We start from the raw sequence: 25,907 nt of genomic DNA, 5'->3' as shown, positions 1-25,907 counted from the left end.
GTCAGTGCCCCGCGACGCTCGGGGAGAAGCCGGCCCCGCGCCTGAGCGGGGTGACCAGATACGGCCGTACGCTCTTGACCAGCATCGCCATCTCGTAGCCGAGGACTGCGGCGTCCGCCTCACGGCCCGCCAGCACGGCGAGACAGGTGCCCGATCCCGCGGTGGAGACGAAGAGCAGGGTCGAGTCGAGTTCCACGACGACCTGACGGACCTCCCCGCCGTCACCGAACCTCGCCCCGGCGCTGCGGCCCAGGGAGTAGAGGCCGGAGGCGAGCGCCGCCATGTGATCGGCGCTGTCGGGGTCCAGGCCGTGTACGGACCTCACCAGACCGTCGGAGGAGAGCAGCACCGCGCTGCGGGTGTACGGGACTCGCTGGACCAGACCGCTCAACAGCCAGTCGAGGTCGGAGACATGGCCGGTCGGCACATCGCTCGCCATGGTGCATCTACTCCTTGGGGGTGGTGTCGTGGCGCTGCGGTTCCGGCGGTTCCGCGGGGGACCCGGAGAGCGGATCGGGCACGGGATCCGGCAGGGGGTCGGTCAACGGGTCGGGCACGGAGGCCGATGGGCGGACCGGCTGGGATTCCGCGAGGCCGATGCCACGCTGGAAGGCGGCCATCAGCCCAGGGTCGTGGAGCACGGCCTCCTCGACGGGCGGTGGCGCGGGCGGGGCCTCGCGCAGTTGCGGGACCATGTGTTCCTGGCCGCGGCGTCTGGGCAGTTGGGGCCGGCTCGCGGTGGCGTGGAGGGTGCCGTCGCCGAGAGCCTCGACCCGCGGGCGGGCCGGGTCCGGTGGGGCGGGCGGTCGCCGCCGGTCGGGGTGGACGGCACCGGGGCGTGCGGCGGCGGGGGTGGGGCGGTCGGCGCCCGTCTCCCGTACGGGGAGCGGGGCAGGGGTGCCCTGGGGTGGTGTCGGTCCGTTCTGGTTCTGGTTCTGGGGCTGGGGCTGGGGCTCGGGCGGCGGCGATGGCTGCTGCGACGGGGGGTGGGGCTGCTGGGGCTGGGGCTGCCGGGGCTGGTGCTGCGCCTCGTACCTCTGCGGTTGCGGCTGGGGCTGTGCCCCGTACGTCTGGTGCTCGCCGTTCCGCTCGTCCGTCCGTTCGGAGCCGAGCAGCGCCTGCGGCAGGACCAGCACGGCCTGGATTCCGCCGTAGATATTGGACTGGAGACGCACGGCGATGCCGTGCCTGCGCGCCAGGGCCGACACCACGAAGAGCCCGATCCGCCCGTCCTGGAGCAGCTGCGCGACATTGACCTGGTCGGGGTCGGTGAGCAGTCCGTTCATCTTCTTCTGCTCGTTGAACGGCATCCCGAGGCCCCGGTCCTCCACCTCGATGGCCAGCCCCGCCGTCACATGCTGGGCCCGCAGCAGCACTTGGGTGTGCGGGGAGGAGAAGTCCGTGGCGTTCTCGACCAGTTCGGCCAGCAGATGGATGACATCGGCCACGGCATGGCCGCGCAGAGTGCCGTCGATCGGCGGTACGAGCTTGATCCGGGGGTACTGCTCGACCTCGGCGATGGCCGAGCGCAGGACCTCCGTCATGGTGACCGGCCTGCTCCACTGGCGCCGGGAGATCGCCCCGCCGAGGACGGCGAGGTTCTCGGCGTGCCTGCGGATGCGGGTCGCCAGATGGTCGACGTGGAAGAGGCCCTTCAGCAGCTCCGGGTCCTCGACCTCGTTCTCCAACTCGTCGAGGAGCTGGATCTCCCGGTGGACGAGGGACTGGAGCCGACGCGCCAGATTGACGAAGACCTCCACCTTCTGTTCGTCCCCGACGCTGCTGGAGAGCCGGGACGCCTGCACCACGGAGGCGACGGCGGCATCCCGGGAGCGGCCCAATTCCTGTGCCAGCAGATCGAATTCGTCGCCGCCGGGAACAGCGGGCGGAGCCGGTGCCGGGCGTACGGGCACCCGCTCGCCCCGTCGGAGCTGATCGACGACCGCACGCAGCTCGGTCTGCCCGCGCGCGCTGGAGCGGCGCATCGCGTTGCAGCGGTCCAGGACGGACTTCGCGGTACGTTCCGCGCCGAGGGCGGCCGCCGCGATGGCGGCGAAGGCGAGCAGCGCCATGCCGAACAGCGCCGTCCAGAGCGCGGCGGTCGGTTCCACCGCGGTGGAGCGCAGGATGAGCATGACGGCGGCGGCGCCGCTGAGCGCGGCGACTATCGCCGGAAGGACCGCGGTGCGCAGGAGTTGAGGCCGTACGCGGGCGTCGGGCGGCGTCGGCGTGTCCGTCCTGGCCGGGGACGAGAGCGAGCGGGAACCCGGCCTGCCGTGCCGCCCGCCCTCGCGGCGCTCCGGCCGCGCGACGGGTGCGCGAAGTTGAGACATCAGTGTCCTCGGTACGTGGGGCCCCAGGAAGCGGCGTCGTGCGGTTGTTCCGTTCCGGCGGCAGCGGCAGGACCTGCGCATACCGCGTACGCCCTCCGTTGATCACCGAGCACATACGGTAGTCGCCAAGCGTTCCCTCGCGGTGAGCAGTTGACGAAGTTCCCCACAGAGCATCCCGCTCTGGTATGAGGCATCGCACATCAGCGCGAAATACGACGTTCGGCCCGGTGTGAGGCACCGGGCCGAACTCCCCTACAAGGACCGGAGAGGAGGAAGGGAGAGGAGGAAGGGAGGGACAGGGGAAAGGGGACGGAGGAGCGGGGCGGGAGGGGCTCAGGAGGACGGCGACAGAATCACGGAGCGGCTGAGATGGCGCGGATTGTCCGGGTCGAGACCGCGCCGGCCCGCCAGCGCGAGGGCGAGCCGCTGGATCCGTACCAACTCGGCCAGCGGGTCCAGTGTCCCGGGCACCCACAGCCCACCGGTCGCGCCGACCTGTTCCCCCAGCCCCTCGGGGGCCGGCCCGAGCATCCACGTGGCCGTCCCCCGGGTCGTGATGCTGATGGGACCGTGGCGGTACTCCATCGCCGGATACGCCTCGGTCCAGGCCAGCGCCGCCTCCCGCATCTTGAGCGCGCCCTCCTCCGCGAGCCCCACCGTCCAGCCCCGGCCGAGGAACGTGAACTGCGTGCACTCGGTCACCCCCGCGGGCAGCGGCTCCACGAGGGCCGTCTCCGCGTCCGTGACCGCCGCGTCCGGGTGCAGACCGAGGTGCGCGCGGAGCAGCGTGAGCGCGGTGGTGGCGAAGCGCGTCTGGACGACGGACCGCTCGTCGGCGAAGTCCAGTACGACCAGATCGTCGGCGGCCGTACGCACCGGCGTCCCGGGGTCCGCGGTGATCGCGGTCGTACGGGCGGAGCCACGGACGTCCGCGAGCAGGGACAGCACCTCGGTGGTCGTCCCCGACCGGGTGAGCGCCACGATCCGGTCGTAGCGGCGTCCGGCGGGGAACTCGGAGGCGGCGAACGCGTCCGTCTCGCCCAGCCCCGCTCCCTCCCGCAGCCCGGCGTAGGCACGGGCCATGAACAGCGAGGTGCCGCAGCCGACGACGGCCGTGCGCTCACCGGGCTCGGGCAGCTTGTCGCGCGCCCCTTCGGCCAGGGCCGCCGCCCGGCGCCAGCACTCGGGCTGACTTGCAAGTTCCGTCTCCACATGCGACATGTGCGTCTCCACTCCCCTGAGCCGTATGACTTCGAACCTTATGATTGTTCCTGCATGCTAGACGACGCTTTCAATCACTAACAAGCATTCCGGACCAAGGTCACGAGCACATAGGATCAAGAGTCCACGGGATCGAGGGGGTTACGGTGAATCGCCATGAGCGGCATACGACCTTGCTTGAGCTGCTGACCGAGCGGCATCAGCTGGAGGTCGAGGCCGTCGCCGCGGAGCTGGGGGTGTCCGTGGCGACCATCCGCCGCGACCTCGATCACCTCGCCGAGCAGCAGTTGGTGACGCGCACCCGGGGCGGGGCGGTGGCGCACTCCGTCGCGTACGAACTGCCGCTGCGGTACAAGGCGGTACGGCACGCCGCGGCGAAGGAGCGCATCGCGCGCGCCGCGGCGGCGATGACCGAACGCGGCATGGTGGTCGGGCTGAACGGCGGCACGACCACCTCCGAGGTGGCCAGAGCCCTCGCCACCCGCGGTGAGCTGCGGGGAACGGCGGAGGAGCGGATGGCCGAGGAGCCCGCGCTCACGATCGTCACCAACGCGCTGAACATCGCCCATGAGCTGGCGGTGCGGCCGCACATCAAGGTGGTGACGACGGGCGGGGTGGCGATGCCCCAGTCGTACGAACTCGTCGGGCCGCTGGCCCGGCACATCATCGGCGAGGTCAGCCTCGACATCGCGTTCATCGGCGCGGACTCCGTCGACACGGAGTCGGGCGCCGGTGCCCACAGCGAGCACGAGGCGAGCATCAACGCGCTGCTCGCCGAGCGGGCGCGGACGCTGGTCGTGGTGGCGGACAGCTCCAAGCTGGGCGCCCGCGCGTTCGCGCGGATCTGTCCGGTGGAGAACATCGGGACGCTCATCACGGACTCCGGCGCACCGGAGTGGGCGCGCCGGTTCGAGGAGCGCGGCGTACGTGTTGTCCAGGTCTGAGGGGGTACGCGTTGTCCAGGTCCGAGCTGGACGCGTCGTCCAGGTCCGAGCGGACACCCGGACTCACGTGATCCGTCCGGGCGGCGTGGGGGCCGAATCCCCGGACCCCCACGCCCCCGCCCTCGCGTGCTTACGCGGAGGGCGTGCGCTCGACCGTCTCCTCCGTTTTCCCGCCGTCGCCCTTGCCGCCGGCGGGACCCGCCGTCCCCACCGTGGCGGCCGGGGCCCCGGCGGCGGAGCGCGCGGTCACGGAGGGCCAGCCCTCGGCCGGTACGGCGGCCACGGAGCGCCACCACGGGGCGTCGGGGACCTCGTCCCCGGTGGGCTCGAAGGGCTGGCCGGGGCGCGGCAGCGCGATCCCGGCACCCGCTTCGGCGGCGGCGGTGACCGTGCCCTCACCGGGCTCGGCCCACGGGTGCGGGGCGAGGTTGAACGTACCCCAGTGGATGGGCAGCATCACGCCGGAGGGACGGCCGCCCTGGAGATCGAGATGGGCGCGCATGCCCTCGTCCGGGGTCATATGGATATCCGGCAACAACCCCTCGTTCTGTACACGCCGTGCCGCGCGTCCAGCCGTGCGGTTATGGGTCCCGGTCCACACGCTCTGCGCGCGCACCCAGCCGTCAGCCCGTGTGGATCTCACCCAACAGGCACGCGCCGTGATGCCTGCATTACGGAAATGAAGGTGGAACTGCCCCAGAACCATCGATTGTGACCCCGATGGTTAGGATTGGCCAGTGCATGACGTCGAGTGGTCCCCTGCTGAGCTGCGGGAACTGGAGGACCTGAGGCAGAGGGAATCCCTGCTCCCGCCAGACGCCCCAAGGGCCCTGCTCTCGATTCGCCTGTCCGTTTTGACTGAGGAGACGACCTCCCCGGTCCGACAGGAATTGGATCTTCGCCGTTTCGCCGTGAATCGCGGCTGTCGTGTCGTGGGGGTAGCCCGGGATCTCAACGTCTCAGCGACGAAGGTTCCGCCGTGGAAGCGCCCCGAGCTGGGCGACTGGATCAACAACCGAGCGCCCGAGTTCGATCAGATTCTCTTCTGGAAGCTCGACCGGTTCGTACGCCGGATATCCGACCTGCACCTCATGATCGAGTGGTGCAGGGAGTACGACAAGGTGCTCGCGGCCGACAAGGATCCGATCGACCTCGACAGCGCGTACGGCGAAATGATGGTCACGATGATCGCTGGCATGGCGCGCATCGAGGCCGCGAATACCGGCGTGCGCCTAGAGTCCCTGTGGAAGTACGCGCGGACCACCGACCGGTGGGTAATCGGCAAGCCGACCTACGGCTACACGACGGAGGACGGCCCCGACGGGCGCAGGCTGGTCGTGCACCCGTTCCGCAAGCGGGTACTCCGGTGGATCTACGCCATGCTCATGCGCGGCCGGTCCATGTACAAGATCACGCAGATCGTGAACCGAGCGGGTGTTCCCGCGCCCAACGGCGGGAGGTGGTACGCGAGGAATCTGACAGCGATCTTGACGAACCCCGCACTCAAGGGCGTGCGGGTGATTCGGCCCCCCAAGGCGAAGAGCAAGGACATCTCGCGCATCGCTTACGGAACTGACGGTCAGCCGATCAGGCTCGCCCCTCCGATCTTCACTGACGAAGAGTTCGACGCCATCCAGGACAGGCTGAAGCAGAACGCCAAGCACGGGCGTAAGTCCTCCAAGGGGAAGAAGCTGTCGCTGTTCCTCGGTGTGATCAAGTGCGGCACGTGCGACGCCAACATGTACAAGCACATATCGACGAAGAAGCGGACAGACGGCACGGTCAAGCTGTATCCGAAGCTGCGGTGCTCGTCCTACACCAGGGAGCCGTGCGGAGCCCCGGTCTTCGACCCGGACGAGATGTACGGAGTCCTCGCTGACACCGTCCTTGATCAGCTGGGCGACTTCGAGGTGATCCATCGCGAGTACGCCCGGGGCACGGAGAACCTGGCCCGTGTCACGGAGCTCCAGGCATCGATCAAGCACTACATGGACGGTCTCGCTCCCGGTGGCGTGTTCGCAGTCGGGGGGTTCATCCAGGAGCAAGCGAAGGAAGCACTCCAGAAGCTCGGCGCCGAACTGAAGAGGATTGACCCGGAGAGCACGAAGGACCGCTGGACGTACCGGTCCATGGGCGTGACCTACCGCCAGCACTGGGCCAAGCTTGGGACGGACCAGATGGAAAAGGACCTTCTACGAGCCGGCATCACATTCGTGGTTCACCAGGAGTACTGCGACCTCCTCATACCTGACGACGTGAAGAGCCGACTGGTCGTGAAGGACGATTACTTCAAGAAAAAGCTGTAACACCAGAAGCTCCGCCGCACTGAGTGCGGCGGGGTTGGCTGCAGCGCTCTGTCACAGTTACGAGCTTTCGCTCACCAGTCCTGCTCACCTCATAGACGAACACCTTCAAGCCGTTCTCCAGATTCGTGCGATGCGTTCGGCAGCCGCCCTGAGGCGGCAGCCATGGTCAAGTTCGGGCTGCGCCGCTCCACCTTCAGGAGCAGCCGCCCACGACCATCAATGCTCTCCGGGATCGCCGGTTTGGCTAACCGGCGATCGTCGGCTATGTTGCCCGCCGCTTCACGCTCCCGACGCCATCTTGGCCTCGCCGTCGGCGGGGGGGGAGAAGGTACGTCGCTGTTACCCCACCCGGAGAACACCGGTGGCGCAGGCGTCGAGCGCGAGCAGGAGGTCGGCGAGGGCCTCGTAGTGCCGTATCAGGAAACGTTTGCCTCGTCTGCCAGACTGCTCGAGTGATCGTCAGACTCGCGCGGGAGCAGGATTTCCCCGCCTTTCTCGGCCTGGCGGCGCAGGTCGAGCAATGGTTCGGCCCGATGGCCGGGGATTCCGGTTTCCAAAGCGCCGTGGACAAGCACATTCGCCGGTCCACTGCGCTCGTCGCCGTCTCCTCGGGATCGGATGTCCTCGGTGGCCTGCTGTTTGGTGCAAAGACCCCGATTTACCATGTCCACTGGCTCGTCGTCTCGGAGGAGGAACGTGGGAAGGGCGCCGGTCGTGCGCTGATGGCCGAGGCAACACGAAGGTTCGTGCGGAGTCCGGGCAGCATTGAGATGGTCACCTTCGGGGCCGATCATCCTGGCGCCGTTGCCAGCGGCGCACGCGTCTTCTACGAGCGTCTCGGTTTCGCACCGGCCGAGGCCGCCGATCCGGGCCCGGAAGGCGGTTCACGCCAGATCTACCGCCGGGCCGTCACGTGATTCGAGCGACGTTGGCCTTGGCGACAACCTTGCGCAGGCGTTCATCGACGGTGTGGCAGAACACCACCTCCGGTTCGCGCTCCTCGGGCATCACCTCGCCGTCGGCGATCGCGTAAAGGTGCTCCATCCGCGCCTTCTTGGCCGCGTAGTCCGGGTCACGGGAGGTCTTCCAGGTCTTCACGCGTTGAAAGGAGACGCCTTCCTCGCGGAGCAGGATGCGCAGGCCCTCGTGGCTGATGTCGTCGACCACCCCCTCGGCGACCAGGAAGTCCGCCAGCTTGGTCAGACTCCAGGTGGAAAACGGCAGGTCGTGCTCGGCTGGCTTGGACTTCGCGATCTTCTTGATTTCGCGACGCTCGGGCAGCGTGAACGTCTTCGGCCGACCGCCCTTGTACTTCGGGTAGAGCGAGTCGAAGCCGTCGGTGTTGAAGCTGTGGATCACATCGCGGATTCGGTCGGCGCTGGTGAAGGTCACCTCGGCGATCTTCACCACGGGCATGCCCTGCGCGGACAGCAGGATCATCTGGGCCCGGCGCCAGGTCACCACCGACCCGGTGCCCCGGCGGTGATCCGCAGCAGCCGTCGGCCCTCGTCGTTATCGATCTCCGGGACACGTACTCGCTCTGCCACGAAAACAGCATGGCGTGTCCGCGCCACCCGGACCGACAGCCGGACGGCACGTCACAACAAGGCGAACGTTGCCTGATGCGGCAGTAGCATGCGTACCAGGCTTGCGAGTTCGGCTGGCTGCTGAACGGTCCCGCCCGCATCTCTGGCTGCCAATGGAGCGTTACTTCGTCGCGACGACGTAGACGCTGCCCCAGCGGCGCCTCGGGTTGGCCATGGCGGGGTCGAACGTCCAAGGTTCGATGGTGGCGAAGCCGGCCTCGGTGAAGAGTTGCACGAGCTTCTCGTGGTCGTAGGCCCACAGGTGTGGGGTGTACTTGGGGTTGTCGTCCTGGTCGCGGAAGACGAGGTTGACGAGGTCGAGGCGGGCGTTGATGTCGCCGAGGCAGTCGCGCTTGGCATACCAGCGCCCGATCATTTCGTCGGAGCTGTCCAGCGGGCCGGGGTACTGGCTCAGGGCGAATGCGGCGTCGGGGACGCCGGTGATGATCCGGCCATCCGGTTCAAGGACCCGGTACGCCTCTCGGACGTAGTGCTTGGCGGAGCGCGGGTAGTCGATGTGCTCCAGGAAGTGCTCGGAGAAGATCTCGGCGACGCTGTTGTCCCGAAGGGGGATGCCTTCGCGAATGTCCCAGAGGAGGTCGGCCGGCGGAAGGACGTCGATGTTGAAGAAGCCGTCGATGCGATGGGCTCCGCCGCCGATCTGCACCTTGGCGGGCTTGTCGTCGATGCGACCACTGGGCCAGGCGAGTCGGCTGGTGTGGTGGTAGCCGTGGAGTTCAATCTCCTTGGCGGCGGCCCGGAGGGTGCGGGCAAGGCCGTGGGTGGTGGCGGGGTCGGCGAGGACGGCGGTGATCTGCTCGCCGAGGAGGTCGACGGAGGGCATGCTGGAGGGACTCATCACGGATCTCCTGCGTGTGAGGTTGCTTGGGGTGGGGTGGGCCGCAGGTGGCGGCGGTGCATCAGGCGACGCTGGGCGCGGGTGCGGTCCACTGGTTGTTGCGCATGAGGGTGTACTTGATGTCCACCAGCCGCGGGGCGATGGTCAGCGAGAGTTCCTCGGCTGGCTGGAGGTGGCCGGTGTCGTCCTGCTCGGCGCGCCACACGCGGTAGTCCAAGTTGGGGTAGGCCGGGTTGATGCCGATCTCGCCCTTGGGCAGCGTGCCGTTGAACGGTGCGACGATGTCCATGTGGTTCCAGTAGTTCCAGGCTTGCAGCGCCTTGTGCTGGTCGAAGTAGAAGTAGAAGTCGGGGTAGCGGCCGAAGGTGCGCAGTTCCCGGTGGATCAGGTGGCCAAGGAGCGGTCCGAGCTGGGTGGAGAGGGAGTCGAACTCCCAGCGCGTGTGGTGCCAGGCTTCCGGGGCGTCACCAGGGGCGAAGAGACGGGCGGCGACGAGGTAGCTGATCCGCTCGACCAGGTATGCGCTCGCGTGACTAGTGTCGATGGTCGGATCGACCTGGTGGATGAGGGCGGCCAGCTGCTTCGGTCGGGGACGGAAGCTCGCGAGGTCGAACTTGCCGGCCATGGCGGGGAAGGAGGCGAACAGCATCTCCTTGTACAGCCAGTTGTTCAGCTCCCCGAGTTCGGCCAGACGCCGCGTGTGGTGCGAGGTCGAGTGGAGCATCAGGTACTCCGCGACCGCTTCGAAGTACAGGTAGCCGAGGATCGGCAGGCGCGGGATCGTCTCGTCGAGCAGCCGGAGAAATGGCTCGGTGTTGACCGGGGCGCCCTGGGCCACGGCGGAGGATGTGGCGAGGAACGCGGCCGAGTTCTTGACGCGGCTGACGACGGTCTCACGCAGCTGGTGTCGTTCGTTCTTACTCAGCAGGTATTCGAGGTGGCTGTAGATCTGCAGGTGGATGAGGCCCAGCCGCAGGTAGTCCACTCCGGCGAGTCCGCGGTACGCCTGTGGCGGGGTGTCGATCTCAAAGATCAGCGGGGTCGGGACGCGGTCAATGACGCCTAACTTGGCCAGGAAGGCCGGGGCTTCTTTGGTCAGGACGTACGAGCCCAGGTTGTGCATGCGGAAGCCTAGTTCGGTCGTGGTGAGCGGCGCGCAGTAGATGCTTCCGACGAGGCAGCCGCCCGACGGGTAGAGCACTCCCTGCTGACTGATCTCCTCCAGGGCATGGGTGACGTGGAGCAGGTGCAGCTTGCCGTTGCCCCTGAGCGCCTCGAAGAGGGCGTTCTGCCGCAGCAGATGGCCGTTCGGGGTCTCCTCGGCGAGCCGCCTGTCCCAGGCCGCCGCCTGGGTAGCGAGCGGGGCGGTGTGGTCGGCGAGGCCGGGGATGAGGGTGGAGTCGAAGAAGGCGTGTGCGTCGGCCCACAGGTGGTACGCGTCGAGGAAGTCCATGGTCAGACGAGGCCCTTCTCGGCAAGCGCGTAGCGGACGGCCGCGGTACCGCCGGCCCCGGCGAGGTAGGCCCGCTCCGAGACGAGGACCAGGTCGAAGGCGAGGCCACGCAGCTGGTCGAAGGCAGACTCGCGGACATACCGGGCGTCCGGCCACCACTTCAGCTTCGGTAGGCGGCAGCGGTCAAGGGCGTCGGCGGCCTTGAGCACGTCGGTGATGCGCTCGGCACGTGCGTGGTCGGTCCTGTCGTCGGCGGTGAACGCCTCGTACGGGACATCGTGGAGGCGGATGGCGGTGGCCGCCTGCACGATCCGGCGCGGTGTGGCGGTGAGGCCGAAGTGTCCCCAGACTGTGTCGGCGTTCGCGGCGAGCCAGATGGCCGCCCGGGCGCCGTGCCCACGGTCGTCCTTGTCGTTACGGCGCTGACAGTCGTGCACGGCGGCTGCAAGGATCGCCGTGGCGGTGTCGGCGTCGTCCAGGCTGTTGGCCTCCGCGAGGACGGCGGCTAGCGCCGCCGTCCTCATGGCGTGCCTGACGCCGTGGAGCGACGTGTACAGGCGGGGGTCGGCCAACCAGAGAGTCGGCAGCCCGCTCCGGGTGAGGAGTCTCTGTGACAACGGGCGCAAGGCCGGCTGCGTAGCCTGGGGGAGGTCGGGCCGGTTGTCGCTGATCCACTCGATGGTGGCCTGGTCCATGTGCTGGTGGAGCGGCAGTTGCCCTCGGGCAGCCAGATCGATCAGATTTGCGGTCGACGGGGTCGTGCTCATGTGCCCACCCCCTTGGTGGTCTCTGCGGTGATGTCTCTATCGGATGGGCGTGGCCTGCTGCTCGCGTTCCTTGCGCTTCTTCTCGGCGGCCTCGAAGGCGGCGGTGAAGTCGGCCAGCTCTTGCTCGGTCATCAGGGTCACGCCCAGCGCGGTGGCGACGTCCGTGATCTTGGCCGCTGCTTTGTCGCGGGCTGCATCCGAGGCGTCGTCTTCCAGCAACACCTCGAACTCGGCGTGGTAGCCCCACGCCTCGCTCCACTTGACTGCGATCTCGATGCCGTTGAAGCGGAAGTTGTGGCGGAAGTTGAACGCCTCGTGCATCACCGTCTCGAAGCCGAGGGCGTTGAACACCTTCACCGCGGCCGGGACGTCGGCGGGGGCGATGGCGAACTCGGTCTCTGCGAAGGCGGTGCCCTGTCCGATCCTGCTTCCCTTGAGAGTGATCTTGGCGGTGCCGGCGGCAGTGTTGTCGGTGACCTTCAGGAGCTGGTCGGGGAGCACGTAGAAGTAGATGTGCTTGTCGTCGGGTCCTAGGTCCTCTCCACCCGCCGTCAGGCGGGTGACGAGCTGGTCATGGGCTTCCTTGGTGAAGCGGGCACGCATCTCGATCTCGATGGCCACGTGGTACTGCCTCTCGATTCAGGCATGGCGAAGCCAGCCGGACCCTTGCCAAGGGGGCCTGTCCGGTCGGGCGAACGCTGTGAGGTTGATGGTAAAGCGTGGGGTGATGCGGCCGAGCCGGTGCCGGCCGCATCACCCGAAGTGGAGCTGTGATGTCAGCCGAGGTCGCCGAAGCGTCCCTGGACGACGCCCGCGTGCAGATAGGTCGGCAGCTGGACACCGCCGACCGACGTACGGCTGGTGGCGACGTGCTCCTCCGTCTCGCTGGGGAAGCCCTCCAGGAGACGCAGGCACTGCTGCACCCATTCGCGCGACTTGGGCCAGTCGCCCAGGTCGCGGTGGCGTACCGCCAAGGCGTACGCAGTCTCGGTGGCCGCCCACCGGTCGGTCACCAGCTCACGCTGGTAGATCGACTCCAGTTCATCGGCGGAGGCCAGGCGGGTCTGGTTGGTCATGGTGCCCTCTCAGTCAGACGGTCGTGTGCCCATTGGTGATCAACGCACCGGCGTCCCCGCAGTGACGCCGTGACCCGCTGTCAGTAGGTATAGATCTCGGCCAGCGTCTTGTAGTTCTGCAGCTCGTCCTTGTCGAACCACAGCTCCACCTCCTGCTTAGCCTCCTCCGCGTTGCCGGAGGCGTGCACGAGATTCGCGACCGCCTTGCCCGAGGCAATGCTGGCCGCGGCACTGTAGTGCGAGAAGTCGCCCCGCACCGTGCCGGCCGGAGCCTGATTCGGATACGTGCTGCCGACGATCTTGCGGACGGTGGCGATGGCGTCGAAGCCCTCCAGAACCAGGGCGATGACCGGCCCTTGCTGCATGAACGTCGACGTGACGTTGTAGACCTCCGAACCCAGCCGCTCCTCAAGGTCGAAGTAGTGCCGACGGGTGAACTCCTCGTCCATCCACTTCATCTTCGTGCCGACGATCTTCAGCGCGGCTTCCTCGAATCGCGTGATGATCCTTCCTGCCAGGCCACGCGCCAGCGCATCGGGCTTGAGCAGGACGAGCGTGCGCTCGACAGTGTGTGCCTGAACCTCGGCCATTGACTCCCTTTCACCTTGCTAACAACCGAACATGACGGGCGATCAACCGTCACCCGCTGAGGTTACCGGCGCTGGCAGGGGTGTTCGGGCGAGCGGCCACTGCCCTGGACGGGCGAACATCGGCGATGGTGCCGCTGACCAGCCGACCGAGGCGACTGATTGAGCCAACTTCCCTGTCCCTGTTATCCGCTAGGGGGACGCACCTAGAATCTCCTCGTGGTCGTCTAGCGCTTCCACGCCTCCTGCGCGCCTCCCAGGGATTGAGGCTTCGGCGGTGATTCCTTGGCCCCTGATGACTCCGATTCTTCCGCGGTTTCTTGTACGTGCCCATGAAGTGCCAGTGCAGTGGGGGTGCACTTTCCACGCGCAGGTTCCTGCACCAGAGCGGCGAAGAAGGGGGCAACACTGTGGACGTGGTCGAGCGCTGGAGCGGCCGTCACGCGTGCCTGCTGCAATCTGCCCTACGCCTCGGCAACGAACAGTTCGCCGCGCACCTGGGGATCGCAGTAAGGACCGTGGCCGCCTGGCACTCCGACGCGTCCGTCGTGCCTCGCAGGGAAATGCAGCAGCTCCTCGACACGGCCCACGAACAGGCCCCCGCAGCTGCGCGACAGCGCTTCGCGCTCATGCTGGCGAAAGAGCTGGCATCAGCGGAGTCGACGCCGCCAGGCGCGCAGGCGCTGCGCGTTGCCATCGCGGTAGTCGTCCGCGAAAGCGATGTCCTACTGGTCTGCCGACGGGACAACGAGGCTGCCGGGATCACCTGGCAGTTTCCGGCCGGTGTCATCAAGCCGGGAGGCAAGGCGGAGACCACAACCGTGCGGGAGACCTTGGACGAGACGGGTGTCCACTGCGCGGTCCGGCAGCAGCTCGGGAACCGGCTTCACCCGGTGACCGGAGTGCTGTGCGAGTACTTCCTTTGCGAATATCTGGCGGGCGAAGCCAGCAACACCGACACGGTCGAGAACATCGACGTCATGTGGGTCCCCAGAAAATCGGTGCCCCGCTTCATCCCCATCGATACGATCTTCCCACCCATCCTGGCCGTCCTGGAGGAGCAGACGTGACGCAGCAGAATACGGAGGAGCGACCGGGCATCGCCGCAGCCATCATCGTCCACGAAGGGCGCGTGCTCATGGTGCGCCGTCGGGTCAGCGAGGGGCAGCTCTCCTGGCAGTTCCCGGCCGGCGAGATCGAGCCCGGCGAGGCCCGTGAAGACGCCGCCGTTCGGGAGACACAGGAAGAGACCGGACTGAACGTGGCCGCTGTGAAACTGCTCGGCGAACGGATCCACCCGAAGACGGGCCGGCTGATGTCGTACACAGCCTGCGACGTGGTGGGCGGCACCGCCCATGTCGCGGACACCGAAGAGCTAGCCGAGCTCGCTTGGGTCCCCCATGGCGAGATCCCGCAGTACGTGCCGTACGGGGTGTTCGAGCCAGTGCAGGAATACCTCGACGCAGCCCTGACCACCTGAGTAGTCCAGTCTCAAAGGGGGGCAGTCGTGATTCCGAGCGAGTGCGCTGTTGTCGCCGGAGCCGGAACGGCGGCGCTGACCCCGTGCCGAGAGGCGATCATGCGTCTACGTAGCAGCAAACCAAAACGCCGATTTCAAGCCAACGTCCAGCTCTGTGGGTCACACAGTTCCCGAGAGGCCGGATCACGGCCCTCTCCCCTTCCGATTGAACCGCCCCGGGTTCGGTAGAGATCTCAGATTGTGGTTGTGACCTGGGGTTTCGTGGATTCCATGTAGTGATTGGCCTCGTACTCGACGGGCGGGACGTGGCCTATCTCACCGTGGAGCCGGCGGTGGTTGTACCAGTCGACCCACTCGGCGGTGGCCAGTTCGACCTGGGAGAGTGTCTTCCAGGGCCGGCCGGGTTTGATCAGCTCGGTCTTGAACAGGCCGATCGTGCTCTCCATCAGGGCGTTGTCGTAGGCGTCACCGACCGAGCCGATCGATGCCGCGATCCCTGCCCGGTTCAGGTGCTCGGCCAGCGCGAACGATGTGTATTGCGACCCTGCGTCGCTGTGATGTATCAACTCGCCCTTGGTGTAAGGGAGTCCGTCTCGGTCACGTTGCCACAGGGCCATCTCCAGAGCGTCCAGGACGAAGACGGTCTCCTTGACGGTGGCGGCCGACCAGCCGACGATCCGGCGGGAGAACGTGTCCACGACAAACGCGACATAGACCACCGCTGACCAGGTCTTGACGTGGGTGAAGTCCGCCACCCAGCAACGGTTCGGAGCGGCGGCGACGAAGTTGCGGTCGACCAGATCCGGGGCCCGCTCGGCCTGTCCGCCGGGAATCGTGGTGATGACACGCGTGCCGCGCACCGCACCCTGGATAGCGAGTTCCCGCATCAGGCGCTCGACGGCGCAGCGGGCCACCGCATGCCCCTGCCGGTTCAGCTCCCGCCAGATCTTCCGGGCCCCGTAGACACGGTAGTTGGATGTGTGGGCCTCCCGGATCAACTTCTTGAGCTCCGTGTCGCGCACGAAGCGGGCGGAAGGCGCTTCCAGACGTTTCTTGTGGGCGTAATAGGTGGAGGGGGCGATCTTGCAGTCATGCTCGGTGAGGGTTCTGCAGATCGGCTCGACGCCGCCGAAGCGGTCCCGGTGCTCGTCGATGAACCAGGTGGGGACGATCACAGAGATCCCGACTCCGACAGGCCGAATGTATGGCCCGAGGCTGACGCCACTCACGCAAGCGTACGTCCCTGTTTCGACTTCGATAACTCGTCATCGCGCCCGGCGACGCGCCTGTTCGTCTTCCCAGACCTTTAACAGGAGCTGAGGGTCCACTCCACTAGCGCGCGCGTAGCGGAGCGTAAAGAGTCGGCTGGGGAAGGCGTTGCCAGAGAGGATGTCAGTCACGTACGTAAGGTCGAAGTCGGTCTTCCGTGCCAGCGCCTCGGGTGTCAAGCGAGCCTGTAGACGGATCTGATCCAGGACAAGTCCGATGTGTACCGAGAGACTTCCGGCAGGTCGCTGAGACTGGTGCATGTTCGCTCCAGGGGCAGGCGGGCGGCGAAATGCCTGGGCGCCGCTCATGGCAGCGCCCAGGAAGTTGCTAGGACTGGCTCGGCCCATGGTTGGAGCGGTGCCGTTTCACGCACATGCCCAAGAGAGCTACGGTCACAGCCGTGTTCAGCCAGGTCTGGGACTGCTGGAGGAGCAGCGGCCCGATGCCGTGGCTAACCAGGAGTTGCAGGCAGTCCGCGAGGCAAGTTGCGCACAGTCGTACCGATGGTTTAGCGCGGGGTCGGGCGTGCTTCGGTTTGCTGCGTCGTCGGCGCGGGGAAAGCCCCACCACGTTCTCCTTCGAGAGTCGTCGACACGGGGCCCCGGCTGAGGCTCTCAACTTCAACGCCGGGGTCCTGATGCCGCTCAGCTCGATCGCTGAGCGCGGTCGACGTTAAACGGAGCGTGTCAATATTTCCCGGGCCGTTTCCGCGTCTGCGCTCACGAACGGGCCATAGAGAGAGGCAGATTCACTGCCTGCACCTGACCCCCCGGTACGCCCCCACCCACACCCCTCCCCCGTACTACCATCGGAATTCTCCCTGGTGAGAGGCCCCTAGAGGGGTTACTTGCGGGCGCCGTTCCCATGCCTGCGCGACCTGCCGACCAGGGCCCTGCGGGGCGTCGCGGGCTGCCCGACAGCACGATAAACACATCGGCGCCGTGGCAGCACTTGCACGTAACGCCAGCGGCGAAATCCAGACATTCTTTCCCAACCTCGCATACCTGTCCGACAGGGCGGCGATCCTCCCTTCGTCGGGTCTAGATGCAATTGCATCTAGACGACGGGGAGTTCATTCACCGCAGGAGGTAGTCCGGTGAGGAAGCCGACGAGTGCTGTACGACCAGCGGATGTCGTCTGGCGAAAAAGTTCACACAGCCTTCCCGAGGGGGCATGCGTGGAGATCGCGCAGCCGTTCACGGGGGAGGTCTTCTTCCGCGATTCGAAGGTCCGACGCAGTCCTGTCGTGGCCGTGTCTCACCCCTCTGCTGCGGCCTTCATGTCGGCGTTGGCCTCAGGCAGCCTCTGAGGCGATGCCAGTGCACCGCTACGCAGAGCGTGTGCTTCTGCAACTCTATTGCCGTTGAGGTGGCTCGCCCGGCCCCCAGAGGGGCCGGGCGAGCTGCGCGCTCATTTCATGACTCGCTTGTGACACACGGGTGAGAAGGTCGTTCAGCTTTAGACATCGGCGGTAACCGACCAGTAAGCATGGGAATAATGCAAGTGCATCCTGTTGCCTGGCGCGGGCAGCGGGACACTCGACGAACCTGGGAGACCGCAGTGGGAGACCAGTCCATACCCGAACAGGGCGGCATGGAAGTGGACTTAGGGCAGGACAGGGCTCACAGTGCGCGGATGTACGACTTCTACCTAGGCGGAAAGACGAACTACGCCGTGGACAGAGAGGTGGCCCGGGAGGTCATAAAGGCGTTTCCTGCAGTCGAGACGGTGGCCCGCGTGAACCGCGCCTACATGCACCGCGCCGTGCGGTATCTGGCGCAGCGGGGAGTGCGCCAGTTCATCGACGTGGGCGCCGGCATTCCCACCGCACCAAACGTCCACAATGTGGTGCAGGCGGTCGAGCCGGAATGCCGGGTCGTCTACGTGGACAACGATCCGATCGTCCTGGTCTATGCGGATTCACTGCTGTACGGAACCCCGGAGGGACGGACTGGCTACGCGCATGCCGACGCCAGGAGGCCAGATGAAGTTCTGGCCGCGGTGAGGGCCGAGAACATCATCGACTTCGACCGTCCCGTGGGCCTGTCCCTTCACGCCCTACTGCACTTCGTGCCCGACGAGCAGAATCCGTATGACCTCGTGCCTCAACTCATGGACCAGTTGCCCGCCGGCTCTTACGCGAGCTTGTCCCACTGCACCGGCGACTTCGCCCCGGAAGCATGGCAGGCCATAGTCGAGACATACACGCAGCGGGGAACCCCTCTCCAGGTGCGCTCCCGGGGAGAGGTTCTACGCTTCTTCGACGGCCTGGATCTCGTGAAACCCGGGGTCGCCCTGGCGCACCACTGGCGCCCGGAGCCAGGGAGCGGCCCCAGTCTCGTCAGTGACGCACAGGTGTCCTTGTACGCAGGTGTGGCGCGCAAGCCGTGACTGACGCCTATAGGGGCGGGGGTCAGCGGTAGTAGTTGGATGCCAGCAGATCGCGGAGCTTCTGTGTCGTCTTACCGGGCGCCAGGGAGCGGGCACGAAGAACGTCGAACGTCGTCACCCTACGGTCTACAGAGTCCCCGTCCTGGATGACCAGGCCGCCGTCGAAGCTCTCGGAGTAGGCGATGGTGGGGAGCAGGGTCTCCGCGAAGTCGAAGATGGTGGTGGGCCCGAGTTCCAGAGGGAGGTTGGGGCGGTTCAGCTCGGCGAGCCGGAGATGAAAACGACCGTCCTCGCCCAAGTCGATCAGATGCTCGACTTGTCGGCGCATGATCCCCGCATTACCGACGGTCCGCCGGACTGCCGCCTCATCGATCACGCAGATCAGCTCCTTGCCGGGCGACTCGGCGAACTTGGTCTGCCGCTCCTTGCGGAGCTGTGCCAGGGCGGTGTGATGGCTCCGCGTCCCTCGTCCCCGTTCGATGAGCGCCCGAGCGTATTCCGGGGTCTGCAGCAGCCCGTGCAGGTACAGAGGCTCGTAGGACTTGATGCGCCAGGCCATGTCCTCGAAGCTCAGCACGGCCTGCAGGTACTGAGACGCGATCTTTGACCACGGCTGCCACCACATGGGCCGGTTGGCGATCTGTGCCAGTTCGCGAAGCGGTACTTGCTCAGTCGCGTCGTCTATCTCGTACAGCGAGAACAGAGCCGGCAGATCTTGTTCCTTGACCTTGACCTGGCCACTTTCGATTCGGCTGGTCTTCGACAGCGACCAGTTCAGGCGCCGGGAGACCTCCTGTTGCTGCAGCCCCACAGCTTCACGCCGACGGCGCAGCTCCTTGCCCAGCACCATACGCGGAGCGGACGGTGCAGCCTCATTCTTCAGGAACCGGACCCGGGGGCTGGATTTCCAGTCGACACTATCGTCAGGTTCCTCGGCACCCGCCAACTGCTGGCCCACACGATCTCCTTGATTACCAGTGCGCTCAGTGATGCTCTCGATGCTCATAGTGCACGACCACCAGCCTCCCGGGCCGAGTATCGTAAGAAAGTCCTATATCACCCATCTGAGTGTCCTGAATATGCCGTTGGCCCATCCAGTGCCAACTCGGGCGTGTTGCGAAAGTCCCGCCTGGCTTGCGGGCGGACGGCGCTACTTTCGCAACACGCCCTAGCCTCAATACCGGTAACTTTGGGTTGGTTTGGTCGTTGTTGGTGATGTGCCGAGAGCTGGTCAACTGAAGTCATCTGGTGAGCGGTTGTCCGACCGAGTCGCGGTCGGGGTGCTGACGCAGGCGTTTCCTCAGTCACTTGTGGATGAGGTGTTGGTGGAGACGGGCCGGGTGCAGCAACGGAATCGGTTGTTGCCGGCCCGGCTGGTGGTCTACTTCGTGTTGGCGATGTGCCTGTTCTCGGGGCAGAGCTATGAGAGTGCGGAACGTGAGCTCTTGTCCGTTTCGTGGTTGAGGTTGGGGAAGGACCGCTGGTCGCGGGTGGGGTGTGGTCCTCAGGCGCCGGGGCAGGCGAACAAGCCGGGTTCGGGTTCGATGAGGATGCCCCGGCTGACCAGGCGTTTCGGTTTGCAGCGGATGCCTTCGGTGTTCTTCGGGAGGATCGGCAGGTCGAGGGCCTGGCAGAGGTCGCGGGCGCGCATCGGCCGGCCCGTGTTGGCCAGGGCGGTGAGGATCTGCTGGTAGGCGGGGTGGTCCGGGATGTTGGGGCGCTCCGGTCCGGTGTCGGGTGAGGGCAGTGGGAGAGTGAGGAGGGTCTTGCGGGTGATGCGCAGGTTCTCGCTCTCCGCGTCGAGTTCGCCGAGCTGCCGGGTGAGTTCTTCGATGCGGGCCTGGAACTGTCCGGCCTGGTCGGCCAGTTCGCGTTCGCGGGTTTCGATGTGTTCCAGGATGGCTTTGACCTGTGGGTTCTCGCTCATGCGGTCCTCCAAGAGGTGATGGTGGCTCCGGTGAGGCGGCGGCTCATGACGGAGGTCATCGCCCACAGAACGCGGGAGCGGGAGGAGGCGGGGAGGTGTTCGTAGTCGCGTACGAGACGGCGGTAGAACATCAGGATCCCGTTCGTCTGCTCCACGATCCACCGTTTGGCCTGTGGAACGAAGCCCTTGTCGTCCGGGTTGCGCTCGACGATCTCGACGTCGATGCCCACGTTCTTGCCGTGCTCGACGACCTTCTTCTTGAAGCCCTGGTCGACCAGGGCCTTCTTCACCGTGTCGCACTGCTCGGTGACACCGTCCAGCAGGGCGATGCCGGCGGTGTTCTCGTGCGCGGAGGCGGGCAGGACGACGCAGTCAATGACGAGGCCCAGCACGTCCACGGCCAGGCATCTCTTCCTGCCCGGCACCCTTTTCGCGGCGTCCCGGCCCGTCGTCGTGGCCGGGACGCCCACGGCCACGTGGATGCTCTGCGTGTCCAGGACGACCAGGCTCGGGTCGGCTGATCGTTTCCGCTTCTCCCGCAGCTGCCAGCGCAGCAGGTCGTGAATGTCCTGGTCGGTGCCCTCGTCGCGCCAGAGGTAGAAGTAGTACTTCACCGCTCCGGGCGGGGGCATGTCATGGGGCAGGAACTCCCACTGACAACCCGTGCGGTTCTGGTAGAGGATCGCGTTCACGATCTCCCGCATCGCGTATTTCCCCTGATGCCCGCTGACCGACGGGTGCCGGGCCTTCCATGCCGCGATCACGGGTTCGACGAGCTCCCACTGCTCATCGGTGAGATCGCTCGGGTACGGCTTGCGCATGCTCATGCCACAACTCAAGCGAACCCCGAACTCCTGACCGGCAGCGATGCCCCAACGTCACACCATCGAGCGATGACAAGACCGACGGAACGCCACATCCCGCACTCTGAGGAAGTCGCCCGGCTGCTGACCGCGGGCTTGCAGGGCGCGCGGCGTTGGCGTACGTCGTGGGCGGTGCCGAGTACGGCAGCGATCTGGAAAGCCAGGTCCCGGCTGGGTGTGGCGCCGCTGAGGCAGCTGTTCGCCAGGGTGTGCCGCCCGGTTGCCGCACCGGGTACGCAGGGCGCTTTCTACCGTGACTGGCGGCTGACCGCGATCGACGGGACCACGTTCGACCTGCCCGACACGAAGGCCCACGTGGAGGCGCTCGGCCGTCCGCCCCGTTCCGGGCGGGGCGAGCAGAACGTCGGCTACCCGCAGATTCGCATGGTCGGTCTGGTGGAGTGCGGTACCCATGTCATCTTCGACGCCGCGATCGGACCACTGCGCACCGGGGAGCAGACCCTGGCCCGGGAGGTTCTGGTTTCCCTGCGGCCGGGGATGCTGCTGCTGGCCGACCGCGGCTTCTACGGTGTGGCATTGTGGTGCAAGGCCGCGGCGACAGGAGCAGACCTGCTGTGGCGAGTCCGCAAAGACCTCGTGCTACCCGTGGTCGAGCAACTGCCGGACGGCTCCTACCTCACCGAGATCTTCGACCGCACCGACATTCACCACACCCGCCGCGGACTGCCGGTACGCGCGGTGGAGTACACCAATCGCCGGCCACGAGGGCGCCTACCGGCTCATCACCACGATCCTCGACCCGGACAAGGCCCCGGCCGCGGAGCTGGCCGCCCTCTACGCCCAGCGGTGGGAGTTCGAGTCCACCCTCGACGAGATCAAGACCCACCTCGGCGGTTCCCACCTGGTGCTGCGTTCGCAGCACCCTGACGGAGCCGAGCAGGAACTCTACGGATTCCTGCTCGTCCACCACGCCATCCGACACTTGATGCACCAGGCCGCACGACAAGCCGACCGCGATCCGGACCGCATTTCCTTCACCCGCTCACTGCGCGTCGTGCGCCGCCAGGTCACCGACCAGGCGGCGTTTTCCCCCCGGCAGACTCGCCCGCGCGATCAAAGCCACCCACACTGAACTCCTCGAACGACTCCTGCCACCACGACGCCGCCGGAGCAACCCCCGCGCCATCAAACACAAAGTCGCCAGCTGGCCCCTCAAACGCGCCGCCCTCAACACCGCAGATCGTCCAACCGTCGCGGCGATCACCATCATCGACGCCACCAAAACCAAACGAGTCAAACGCACACCAAAAACCATAAGTTACCGGTATTGACGTTAGCCGCGGGGCTACGGCTCAGTGCTGCGTTGGTCCCTTCAGTGCCCAGCGGGACGGTGGAAGTGCCGTCCGATATCGCTACGCCTCGCGGCCTGCTCGGCCCGCTGCCTTCTGGTAGCCAACCCAGCATGCATATCAACTCACGGCGCTTGCAAGATTGTTGTGGCCACCGCCGACGGGTCGTCGTGACCGCACGTGTGGTGGCGGATCTGGTTACATCGCGTGTCGTCGAGCAAGTTGGCCCGCGGAGGTATGGATGCCAGAGCACAGGATGACGGTCCGGGATGTGGCAGCGCTGAGGGTGACGCGGGTCGGCCGCGTCGAGAAGTGCGATGACCCGCTGCGCCTGTTCCGGCTCGTGGATGCCGATGGCACCGAGGTGGCGGCCGGGACCGTTTCAGTCGGTGTGTCGGTGGGGGACATCAGGTAGCCCCTGTCGGGGAGTTGCGGCAGCTTCGGTCTGACAGCGGTGGTTCAGAGTTGGTGGCGCAGGTCGCCGACGTTGAGGCGCAGCGTCTCGTACTGGGGGCTGCGTTCGGTGACTTCGAGCAGGTGGGCGGCCATGTGTGAGGGGCGTTCCTCCAGGGTGAGCGGGTGTTCGGGGTCAGGGTGTTCCAGGACTGCGAAGCTAAGGGCGCGGGCGAGGATTTCGGGACCGGTGCCGCCATATCCCCAGGTGACGTCGGCGTGAATGTCGCGGGAGTCGGTGGGCAGGATGTCGACCCGCCCGTCGGGCAGGACGATGAACGCAGTCATCTGCCCGTAGGTGGCGAGGATCTGGGCCTCGTCGGGGTAGGGCACGACGGGCACAGTGCGGGGCCGTTCGATGGCGAGTGTGTCGGTGGTGGGGTTGTGCAGGACCATGCGGCCGAAGGGGTCGTAGCCGGTGCGCAGACCATCGAGGTCTCTGTCCCACAGATGTCCACGCAGGGCGGCAGCCCGGTGGGCGTCGCCGGCGGCCGGACCCCACCAGGAGACGGTGGCGAGGTAGGCGCGTTCGGCCTCGCCGGGGCTGGAGATGGCGTGGGGGTCCGGCCCGGGGTCGTCAATCAGGCGGGGGTCGAGCAGGTGGCGGGCGCTGACGAGTCCGGGTTCCGCCGCGGTCAGGGCGTCGAGCAGGGCCGCATCGACGTGCGGTCCGTCGGTGGCGGCCTGGTCGGCGAGCGTGGAGGACAGGGTCCGCACCGTCGTCAGGGCCCGGTGCAGGGCTCCGGCGGACAGGTCCATGCCGGGCAGGTCAACGTAGCGCTCCAGCAGGTTGCTCTCCTCCGCACCGGGCTGGCGGAAGCGGCGTTCGACCAGTGCGGAACCGACGTCGTCGGCCCGGTGGTTCACCTGGTAGTCGTGCGCTGCCGCCATGGCGTCGGGGACCAGCACGCGCACGGCGATCCCGATCGCCTCGGAGGTGCGGGCCGTGCTGTCGTGGCCACCCCGGGCCAGCAGGTCGAGGGCGGGCAGACCGTCCCGGGTGTCGTCTCCGGAGAGCAAGGCTTGGCGGTAGGCGTGCAGGCAGGTGATCTGGCGCAGTTGAGCGCCGAGGCGGTACGGGTCGAAGTCAAGGACGGCGGGTCGTCGTCCGGCGGCCAGGTCGCTGACCACCGCCGCGGTGTAGGTGCCGGGCGGGAAGTCGAGATCAGGGGCGCTGCCCAGGACGCGGGTCAGCTGGGCGGGGGTGACCTTCTGCCAGACCGGACTGTCGAATTCGCCGTTCCACACGTCCTTGCTGCCGCGCCGCAGCAGGGCGTCGAGGAGCCCGCCGGAGGTGGCGGCCCGGGGGAAGGCGAACGAGACGTACTGGATTTTCAGTTCGGGTCGCGGGAAGCCCCTCGGCCAAAAGCCCAGCCACCAGGCGCTGCGCGCTTCACCGACGCCGAGGTGCCGGGCAGCGATCACACGAGCGATGTCCTCGGCGTAGTTGATGATGATGCCGTGGGACTCGGCGATGGCGCCGTAGAGCACCACGGTGCGCCGGGTGCCGACGGCCGACCCGCGCCAGATCCGTACGTGCACCCGCGGCGTCTCGTCGACCCACATGCCGGGCACGGCAAGCACCTCGTCAACGTCCAGACGCAGCGGGGCATCCGGCGCGGCGATGGTGTCCCAGTCGGGAGTGGGCGGCCGTCCGGTGGACGGATCGCTGCCCGCGAGGGCGAGTTCAATGTCGGAGGACCGCCAGAACCGGGTGCGCCCGGAGCGGCCCACCGGCTGCGGCAGTTGCCCGTTCTCCACGAGTTGGTCGACGCGCTGGCGAGTCACGCCGAGCCGCTTGGCTATCTGCGGACTGGTGTACAGCTCATCCAGGCTCACGTCCCGCCTCCTTCCTGAATCGGCGCCACGCCCTGTTGAGTAACCGTCAGGCAAGAGGATCCCACGCGCACTTGCTTTGAAGCAAGAGGCGCCATGAAGTGAGTAGCACTGTCGTTCATTGCTGACTCCCGCACGGGCGTGGATGCAAGGATCGCCGATCACGCCCCGGTTTGCCGCCTGGGATACCTGGACATAATCCGAGGCGAGACACTCCAGCGGCAGCGCAATGCTGTCCGGCGCCGGCGCCATACACACGCACGCGCACCAGCAGGGCCAGCCGACGCGCCGGCTGATCCGCAAGGAAAACCTTGCTCCTGGCACTGCCTCACAGGCAGCATCCCGATGACCCGAGACGCCGGCGGGTTCCCCGTTCCATCACCCGGGGACACTGCGCGCCTTGACCAGCTTGCAGCTCTCTGGCGGGATGTCGACCCCCAGGCGCAGCAGGACGTCATCGACACGGCGGACACGCTGCGCGCCTCCGCTATTCCCGATGGCGTCGTGCGGCTACTGGAAGCCCTTGACCGCGCGGGAGTCGTCCCAGCGAGCGACGACGAGAGTTGATTGGCGTCTCTGCTCTGTCGGGGAGGCAGGGACTGCAGAACTCCATCGTGCGGGGAGCCGCCGAGGGGGTCGCTCGGGAGATGGTGCGGAAGTTCTGAGCGGAGTTCTTCAACGGCTAGGGCTCGATGATCGGGGCGGCCCGCGTTGGCGCGGGCCTCCCCGACTCACTGTCCTGCTCGGTCACTGTGGTGGCGCTCCCCCGCCCGGGCGGAATGCCCGGTCAGCTTCACCTCGATGCCCGTGTGCGCCGCGGCCCGGGTGATGACCAGACGGCAGCCGTCCGGGGTCAGGCGGCCGCTGCGGTGAACTCGTAGTCGACCTTGCTGGCCATCGCCGCGTAGGTGATACCGAGACGCCAGCGCTGGGTTCTCAGCCATTGCGCCAGCACCTCGGATTGCCGGGTGGTCGCGGCGACGGCATTTTCATGCCGTCCCATGTGGGTCAGGCAGTTTCAGGAGACCGCTGTGCTATGCCTCGCAATGAAACGACGGAGCGGCAGGCGACATACAAAGCACCCGCGATGAACTCCAGGGCGCCGATCAACGGCAGTCCGCACGGCCCGTGGGACTAGGGCCTGTTGCAAAAGTGGATCTTGTTCGTTCATGATCGTGTTTTGTGGGACGTGGAGATCTGACGAACGACCAGTGGGCCCGGCTTGAGCCGTTGCTGCCGCTGGGCA

The 25,907-nt window shown here is 66.9% G+C and carries 25 protein-coding genes and 4 pseudogenes; 11 read left to right on the top strand and 18 right to left on the bottom strand.

What is annotated here, in order from left to right:
* Position 1 precedes the first annotated feature (1 nt).
* The 3 genes from ACIRQP_RS16065 to ACIRQP_RS16055 all read right to left on the bottom strand — a co-directional run bounded on the left by ACIRQP_RS16065 (position 2) and on the right by ACIRQP_RS16055 (position 3,554).
* The gene (locus ACIRQP_RS16065) at positions 2-439 is read right to left on the bottom strand and encodes a roadblock/LC7 domain-containing protein (protein WP_403889517.1); all 438 of its coding nucleotides are present in this window, start codon (positions 437-439) and stop codon (positions 2-4) included.
* A gap of 7 nt (positions 440-446) precedes the next feature.
* Positions 447-2,333, bottom strand: coding sequence for a sensor histidine kinase (locus tag ACIRQP_RS16060; RefSeq protein ID WP_403889514.1), 1,887 nt, complete (start codon positions 2,331-2,333; stop codon positions 447-449).
* A gap of 333 nt (positions 2,334-2,666) precedes the next feature.
* Complete coding sequence (locus tag ACIRQP_RS16055; protein WP_403889511.1) at positions 2,667-3,554, bottom strand: SIS domain-containing protein; 888 nt, start codon at positions 3,552-3,554, stop codon at positions 2,667-2,669.
* Positions 3,555-3,700: 146 nt separating this feature from the next.
* On the opposite strand from ACIRQP_RS16055, the gene ACIRQP_RS16050 reads away from it, so the two are divergent.
* Positions 3,701-4,498 (top strand): DeoR/GlpR family DNA-binding transcription regulator, encoded by a 798-nt coding sequence (locus ACIRQP_RS16050; RefSeq protein ID WP_403889508.1) that lies wholly within the window; start codon positions 3,701-3,703, stop codon positions 4,496-4,498.
* Between the two features lie 130 nt (positions 4,499-4,628).
* Here ACIRQP_RS16050 and ACIRQP_RS16045 read toward each other — a convergent pair.
* Positions 4,629-5,030 (bottom strand): annotated as a pseudogene (locus ACIRQP_RS16045) (MBL fold metallo-hydrolase); the annotation flags it as partial.
* 205 nt (positions 5,031-5,235) lie between these two features.
* On the opposite strand from ACIRQP_RS16045, the gene ACIRQP_RS16040 reads away from it, so the two are divergent.
* Both ACIRQP_RS16040 and ACIRQP_RS16035 read left to right on the top strand, forming a co-directional pair.
* Positions 5,236-6,804 (top strand): recombinase family protein, encoded by a 1,569-nt coding sequence (locus ACIRQP_RS16040; RefSeq protein WP_403889505.1) that lies wholly within the window; start codon positions 5,236-5,238, stop codon positions 6,802-6,804.
* A 452-nt stretch (positions 6,805-7,256) separates the two neighbouring features.
* Complete coding sequence (locus ACIRQP_RS16035; protein WP_403889502.1) at positions 7,257-7,721, top strand: GNAT family N-acetyltransferase; 465 nt, start codon at positions 7,257-7,259, stop codon at positions 7,719-7,721.
* A gap of 55 nt (positions 7,722-7,776) precedes the next feature.
* Here ACIRQP_RS16035 and ACIRQP_RS16030 read toward each other — a convergent pair.
* The 7 genes and pseudogenes from ACIRQP_RS16030 to ACIRQP_RS16000 all read right to left on the bottom strand — a co-directional run.
* Positions 7,777-8,351 (bottom strand): annotated as a pseudogene (locus tag ACIRQP_RS16030) (helix-turn-helix domain-containing protein); the annotation flags it as partial.
* A gap of 160 nt (positions 8,352-8,511) precedes the next feature.
* Positions 8,512-9,249 carry a class I SAM-dependent methyltransferase gene (locus ACIRQP_RS16025; protein ID WP_403889499.1) on the bottom strand — a complete coding sequence of 246 codons (738 nt, stop codon included), beginning with the start codon at positions 9,247-9,249 and terminating at the stop codon, positions 8,512-8,514.
* A 61-nt stretch (positions 9,250-9,310) separates the two neighbouring features.
* A complete protein-coding gene (locus ACIRQP_RS16020) occupies positions 9,311-10,702 on the bottom strand; it encodes a hypothetical protein (protein ID WP_403889496.1) in 1,392 nt (463 codons plus the stop codon).
* Between the two features lie 2 nt (positions 10,703-10,704).
* Positions 10,705-11,469, bottom strand: coding sequence for a hypothetical protein (locus ACIRQP_RS16015; protein ID WP_403889493.1), 765 nt, complete (start codon positions 11,467-11,469; stop codon positions 10,705-10,707).
* A gap of 36 nt (positions 11,470-11,505) precedes the next feature.
* The gene (locus tag ACIRQP_RS16010; protein WP_403889490.1) at positions 11,506-12,090 is read right to left on the bottom strand and encodes a CYTH domain-containing protein; all 585 of its coding nucleotides are present in this window, start codon (positions 12,088-12,090) and stop codon (positions 11,506-11,508) included.
* A 155-nt stretch (positions 12,091-12,245) separates the two neighbouring features.
* Positions 12,246-12,545: a hypothetical protein gene (locus ACIRQP_RS16005; protein ID WP_403889487.1), complete on the bottom strand. Its 300-nt coding sequence runs from the start codon at positions 12,543-12,545 to the stop codon at positions 12,246-12,248.
* An 80-nt stretch (positions 12,546-12,625) separates the two neighbouring features.
* Positions 12,626-13,135 (bottom strand): nucleoside-diphosphate kinase, encoded by a 510-nt coding sequence (locus ACIRQP_RS16000; RefSeq protein ID WP_403889485.1) that lies wholly within the window; start codon positions 13,133-13,135, stop codon positions 12,626-12,628.
* Positions 13,136-13,542: 407 nt separating this feature from the next.
* Between ACIRQP_RS16000 and ACIRQP_RS15995 the strand changes: the two genes are divergently transcribed.
* Together ACIRQP_RS15995 and ACIRQP_RS15990 are read left to right on the top strand one after the other, a co-directional pair.
* Positions 13,543-14,202, top strand: coding sequence for an NUDIX hydrolase (locus ACIRQP_RS15995; RefSeq protein WP_403889482.1), 660 nt, complete (start codon positions 13,543-13,545; stop codon positions 14,200-14,202).
* Complete coding sequence (locus tag ACIRQP_RS15990; RefSeq protein ID WP_403889479.1) at positions 14,199-14,612, top strand: NUDIX hydrolase; 414 nt, start codon at positions 14,199-14,201, stop codon at positions 14,610-14,612. Before ACIRQP_RS15995 ends, ACIRQP_RS15990 begins: the two co-directional genes overlap by 4 nt.
* Before the next feature lie 233 nt (positions 14,613-14,845).
* Here ACIRQP_RS15990 and ACIRQP_RS15985 read toward each other — a convergent pair whose 3' ends face one another.
* Together ACIRQP_RS15985 and ACIRQP_RS15980 are read right to left on the bottom strand one after the other, a co-directional pair.
* A complete protein-coding gene (locus tag ACIRQP_RS15985) occupies positions 14,846-15,787 on the bottom strand; it encodes an IS3 family transposase (RefSeq protein WP_403889476.1) in 942 nt (313 codons plus the stop codon).
* A 90-nt stretch (positions 15,788-15,877) separates the two neighbouring features.
* Complete coding sequence (locus ACIRQP_RS15980; protein ID WP_403889473.1) at positions 15,878-16,141, bottom strand: helix-turn-helix domain-containing protein; 264 nt, start codon at positions 16,139-16,141, stop codon at positions 15,878-15,880.
* 836 nt (positions 16,142-16,977) lie between these two features.
* Here ACIRQP_RS15980 and ACIRQP_RS15975 point away from each other — a divergent pair.
* On the top strand, positions 16,978-17,190 hold the full coding sequence (locus ACIRQP_RS15975) for a DUF397 domain-containing protein (protein ID WP_403889470.1): 213 nt from the start codon (positions 16,978-16,980) through the stop codon (positions 17,188-17,190).
* Between the two features lie 284 nt (positions 17,191-17,474).
* Complete coding sequence (locus ACIRQP_RS15970) at positions 17,475-18,272, top strand: SAM-dependent methyltransferase (protein WP_403890021.1); 798 nt, start codon at positions 17,475-17,477, stop codon at positions 18,270-18,272.
* Positions 18,273-18,294: 22 nt separating this feature from the next.
* On the opposite strand, the gene ACIRQP_RS15965 is transcribed toward ACIRQP_RS15970, so the two are convergent.
* Complete coding sequence (locus ACIRQP_RS15965) at positions 18,295-19,230, bottom strand: helix-turn-helix domain-containing protein (protein ID WP_403889467.1); 936 nt, start codon at positions 19,228-19,230, stop codon at positions 18,295-18,297.
* A 259-nt stretch (positions 19,231-19,489) separates the two neighbouring features.
* On the opposite strand from ACIRQP_RS15965, the pseudogene ACIRQP_RS15960 reads away from it, so the two are divergent.
* A pseudogene (locus ACIRQP_RS15960) lies at positions 19,490-19,714 on the top strand (transposase domain-containing protein); the annotation flags it as partial.
* Between the two features lie 62 nt (positions 19,715-19,776).
* Here the strand turns inward: ACIRQP_RS15960 and ACIRQP_RS15955 are convergent.
* Together ACIRQP_RS15955 and ACIRQP_RS15950 are read right to left on the bottom strand one after the other, a co-directional pair.
* Positions 19,777-20,199: a hypothetical protein gene (locus ACIRQP_RS15955; protein WP_403889464.1), complete on the bottom strand. Its 423-nt coding sequence runs from the start codon at positions 20,197-20,199 to the stop codon at positions 19,777-19,779.
* Complete coding sequence (locus ACIRQP_RS15950; protein ID WP_403889462.1) at positions 20,196-21,026, bottom strand: IS5 family transposase; 831 nt, start codon at positions 21,024-21,026, stop codon at positions 20,196-20,198. Before ACIRQP_RS15950 ends, ACIRQP_RS15955 begins: the two co-directional genes overlap by 4 nt.
* Between ACIRQP_RS15950 and ACIRQP_RS15945 the strand changes: the two are divergent.
* The 3 genes and pseudogenes from ACIRQP_RS15945 to ACIRQP_RS15935 all read left to right on the top strand — a co-directional run.
* Positions 20,919-21,677 (top strand): annotated as a pseudogene (locus ACIRQP_RS15945) (IS4 family transposase); the annotation flags it as partial. The gene ACIRQP_RS15950 and the pseudogene ACIRQP_RS15945 overlap by 108 nt on opposite strands.
* A complete protein-coding gene (locus ACIRQP_RS15940; RefSeq protein WP_403889459.1) occupies positions 21,592-22,155 on the top strand; it encodes a transposase in 564 nt (187 codons plus the stop codon). The pseudogene ACIRQP_RS15945 and the gene ACIRQP_RS15940, both read left to right, overlap by 86 nt.
* A 458-nt stretch (positions 22,156-22,613) precedes the next feature.
* Positions 22,614-22,787: a hypothetical protein gene (locus ACIRQP_RS15935; protein WP_403889456.1), complete on the top strand. Its 174-nt coding sequence runs from the start codon at positions 22,614-22,616 to the stop codon at positions 22,785-22,787.
* A gap of 44 nt (positions 22,788-22,831) precedes the next feature.
* On the opposite strand, the gene ACIRQP_RS15930 is transcribed toward ACIRQP_RS15935, so the two are convergent.
* Together ACIRQP_RS15930 and ACIRQP_RS15925 are read right to left on the bottom strand one after the other, a co-directional pair.
* Positions 22,832-24,664 carry a helix-turn-helix transcriptional regulator gene (locus ACIRQP_RS15930; RefSeq protein WP_403889453.1) on the bottom strand — a complete coding sequence of 611 codons (1,833 nt, stop codon included), beginning with the start codon at positions 24,662-24,664 and terminating at the stop codon, positions 22,832-22,834.
* Between the two features lie 850 nt (positions 24,665-25,514).
* Positions 25,515-25,664, bottom strand: a complete 150-nt coding sequence (locus tag ACIRQP_RS15925; RefSeq protein WP_403889450.1) for a hypothetical protein — start codon at positions 25,662-25,664, stop codon at positions 25,515-25,517.
* Positions 25,665-25,907: the final 243 nt, after the last annotated feature.

It is taken from the genome of Streptomyces sp. NPDC102274, from assembly GCF_044766385.1.
GTDB lineage: Bacteria > Actinomycetota > Actinomycetes > Streptomycetales > Streptomycetaceae > Streptomyces.
Note: the sequence above shows the minus strand (reverse complement) of the source record. Positions and strands in the feature narration are given on the sequence as shown.

What these genes read in the sequence shown, in the direction of transcription:
- ACIRQP_RS16055 (WP_403889511.1), bottom strand. Translation starts at nt 3,554, where the DNA reads ATGTCGCATGTGGAGACGGAACTTGCAAGTCAGCCCGAGTGCTGGCGC.
- ACIRQP_RS15925 (WP_403889450.1), bottom strand. Translation starts at nt 25,664, where the DNA reads ATGGGACGGCATGAAAATGCCGTCGCCGCGACCACCCGGCAATCCGAG.
- ACIRQP_RS16020 (WP_403889496.1), bottom strand. Translation starts at nt 10,702, where the DNA reads ATGGACTTCCTCGACGCGTACCACCTGTGGGCCGACGCACACGCCTTC.
- ACIRQP_RS15935 (WP_403889456.1), top strand. Translation starts at nt 22,614, where the DNA reads ATGCCAGAGCACAGGATGACGGTCCGGGATGTGGCAGCGCTGAGGGTG.
- ACIRQP_RS16060 (WP_403889514.1), bottom strand. Translation starts at nt 2,333, where the DNA reads ATGTCTCAACTTCGCGCACCCGTCGCGCGGCCGGAGCGCCGCGAGGGC.
- ACIRQP_RS16015 (WP_403889493.1), bottom strand. Translation starts at nt 11,469, where the DNA reads ATGAGCACGACCCCGTCGACCGCAAATCTGATCGATCTGGCTGCCCGA.
- ACIRQP_RS16025 (WP_403889499.1), bottom strand. Translation starts at nt 9,249, where the DNA reads ATGAGTCCCTCCAGCATGCCCTCCGTCGACCTCCTCGGCGAGCAGATC.
- ACIRQP_RS16005 (WP_403889487.1), bottom strand. Translation starts at nt 12,545, where the DNA reads ATGACCAACCAGACCCGCCTGGCCTCCGCCGATGAACTGGAGTCGATC.
- ACIRQP_RS15980 (WP_403889473.1), bottom strand. Translation starts at nt 16,141, where the DNA reads ATGCACCAGTCTCAGCGACCTGCCGGAAGTCTCTCGGTACACATCGGA.
- ACIRQP_RS15950 (WP_403889462.1), bottom strand. Translation starts at nt 21,026, where the DNA reads ATGAGCATGCGCAAGCCGTACCCGAGCGATCTCACCGATGAGCAGTGG.
- ACIRQP_RS16065 (WP_403889517.1), bottom strand. Translation starts at nt 439, where the DNA reads ATGGCGAGCGATGTGCCGACCGGCCATGTCTCCGACCTCGACTGGCTG.
- ACIRQP_RS15955 (WP_403889464.1), bottom strand. Translation starts at nt 20,199, where the DNA reads ATGAGCGAGAACCCACAGGTCAAAGCCATCCTGGAACACATCGAAACC.
- ACIRQP_RS15970 (WP_403890021.1), top strand. Translation starts at nt 17,475, where the DNA reads ATGGAAGTGGACTTAGGGCAGGACAGGGCTCACAGTGCGCGGATGTAC.
- ACIRQP_RS16000 (WP_403889485.1), bottom strand. Translation starts at nt 13,135, where the DNA reads ATGGCCGAGGTTCAGGCACACACTGTCGAGCGCACGCTCGTCCTGCTC.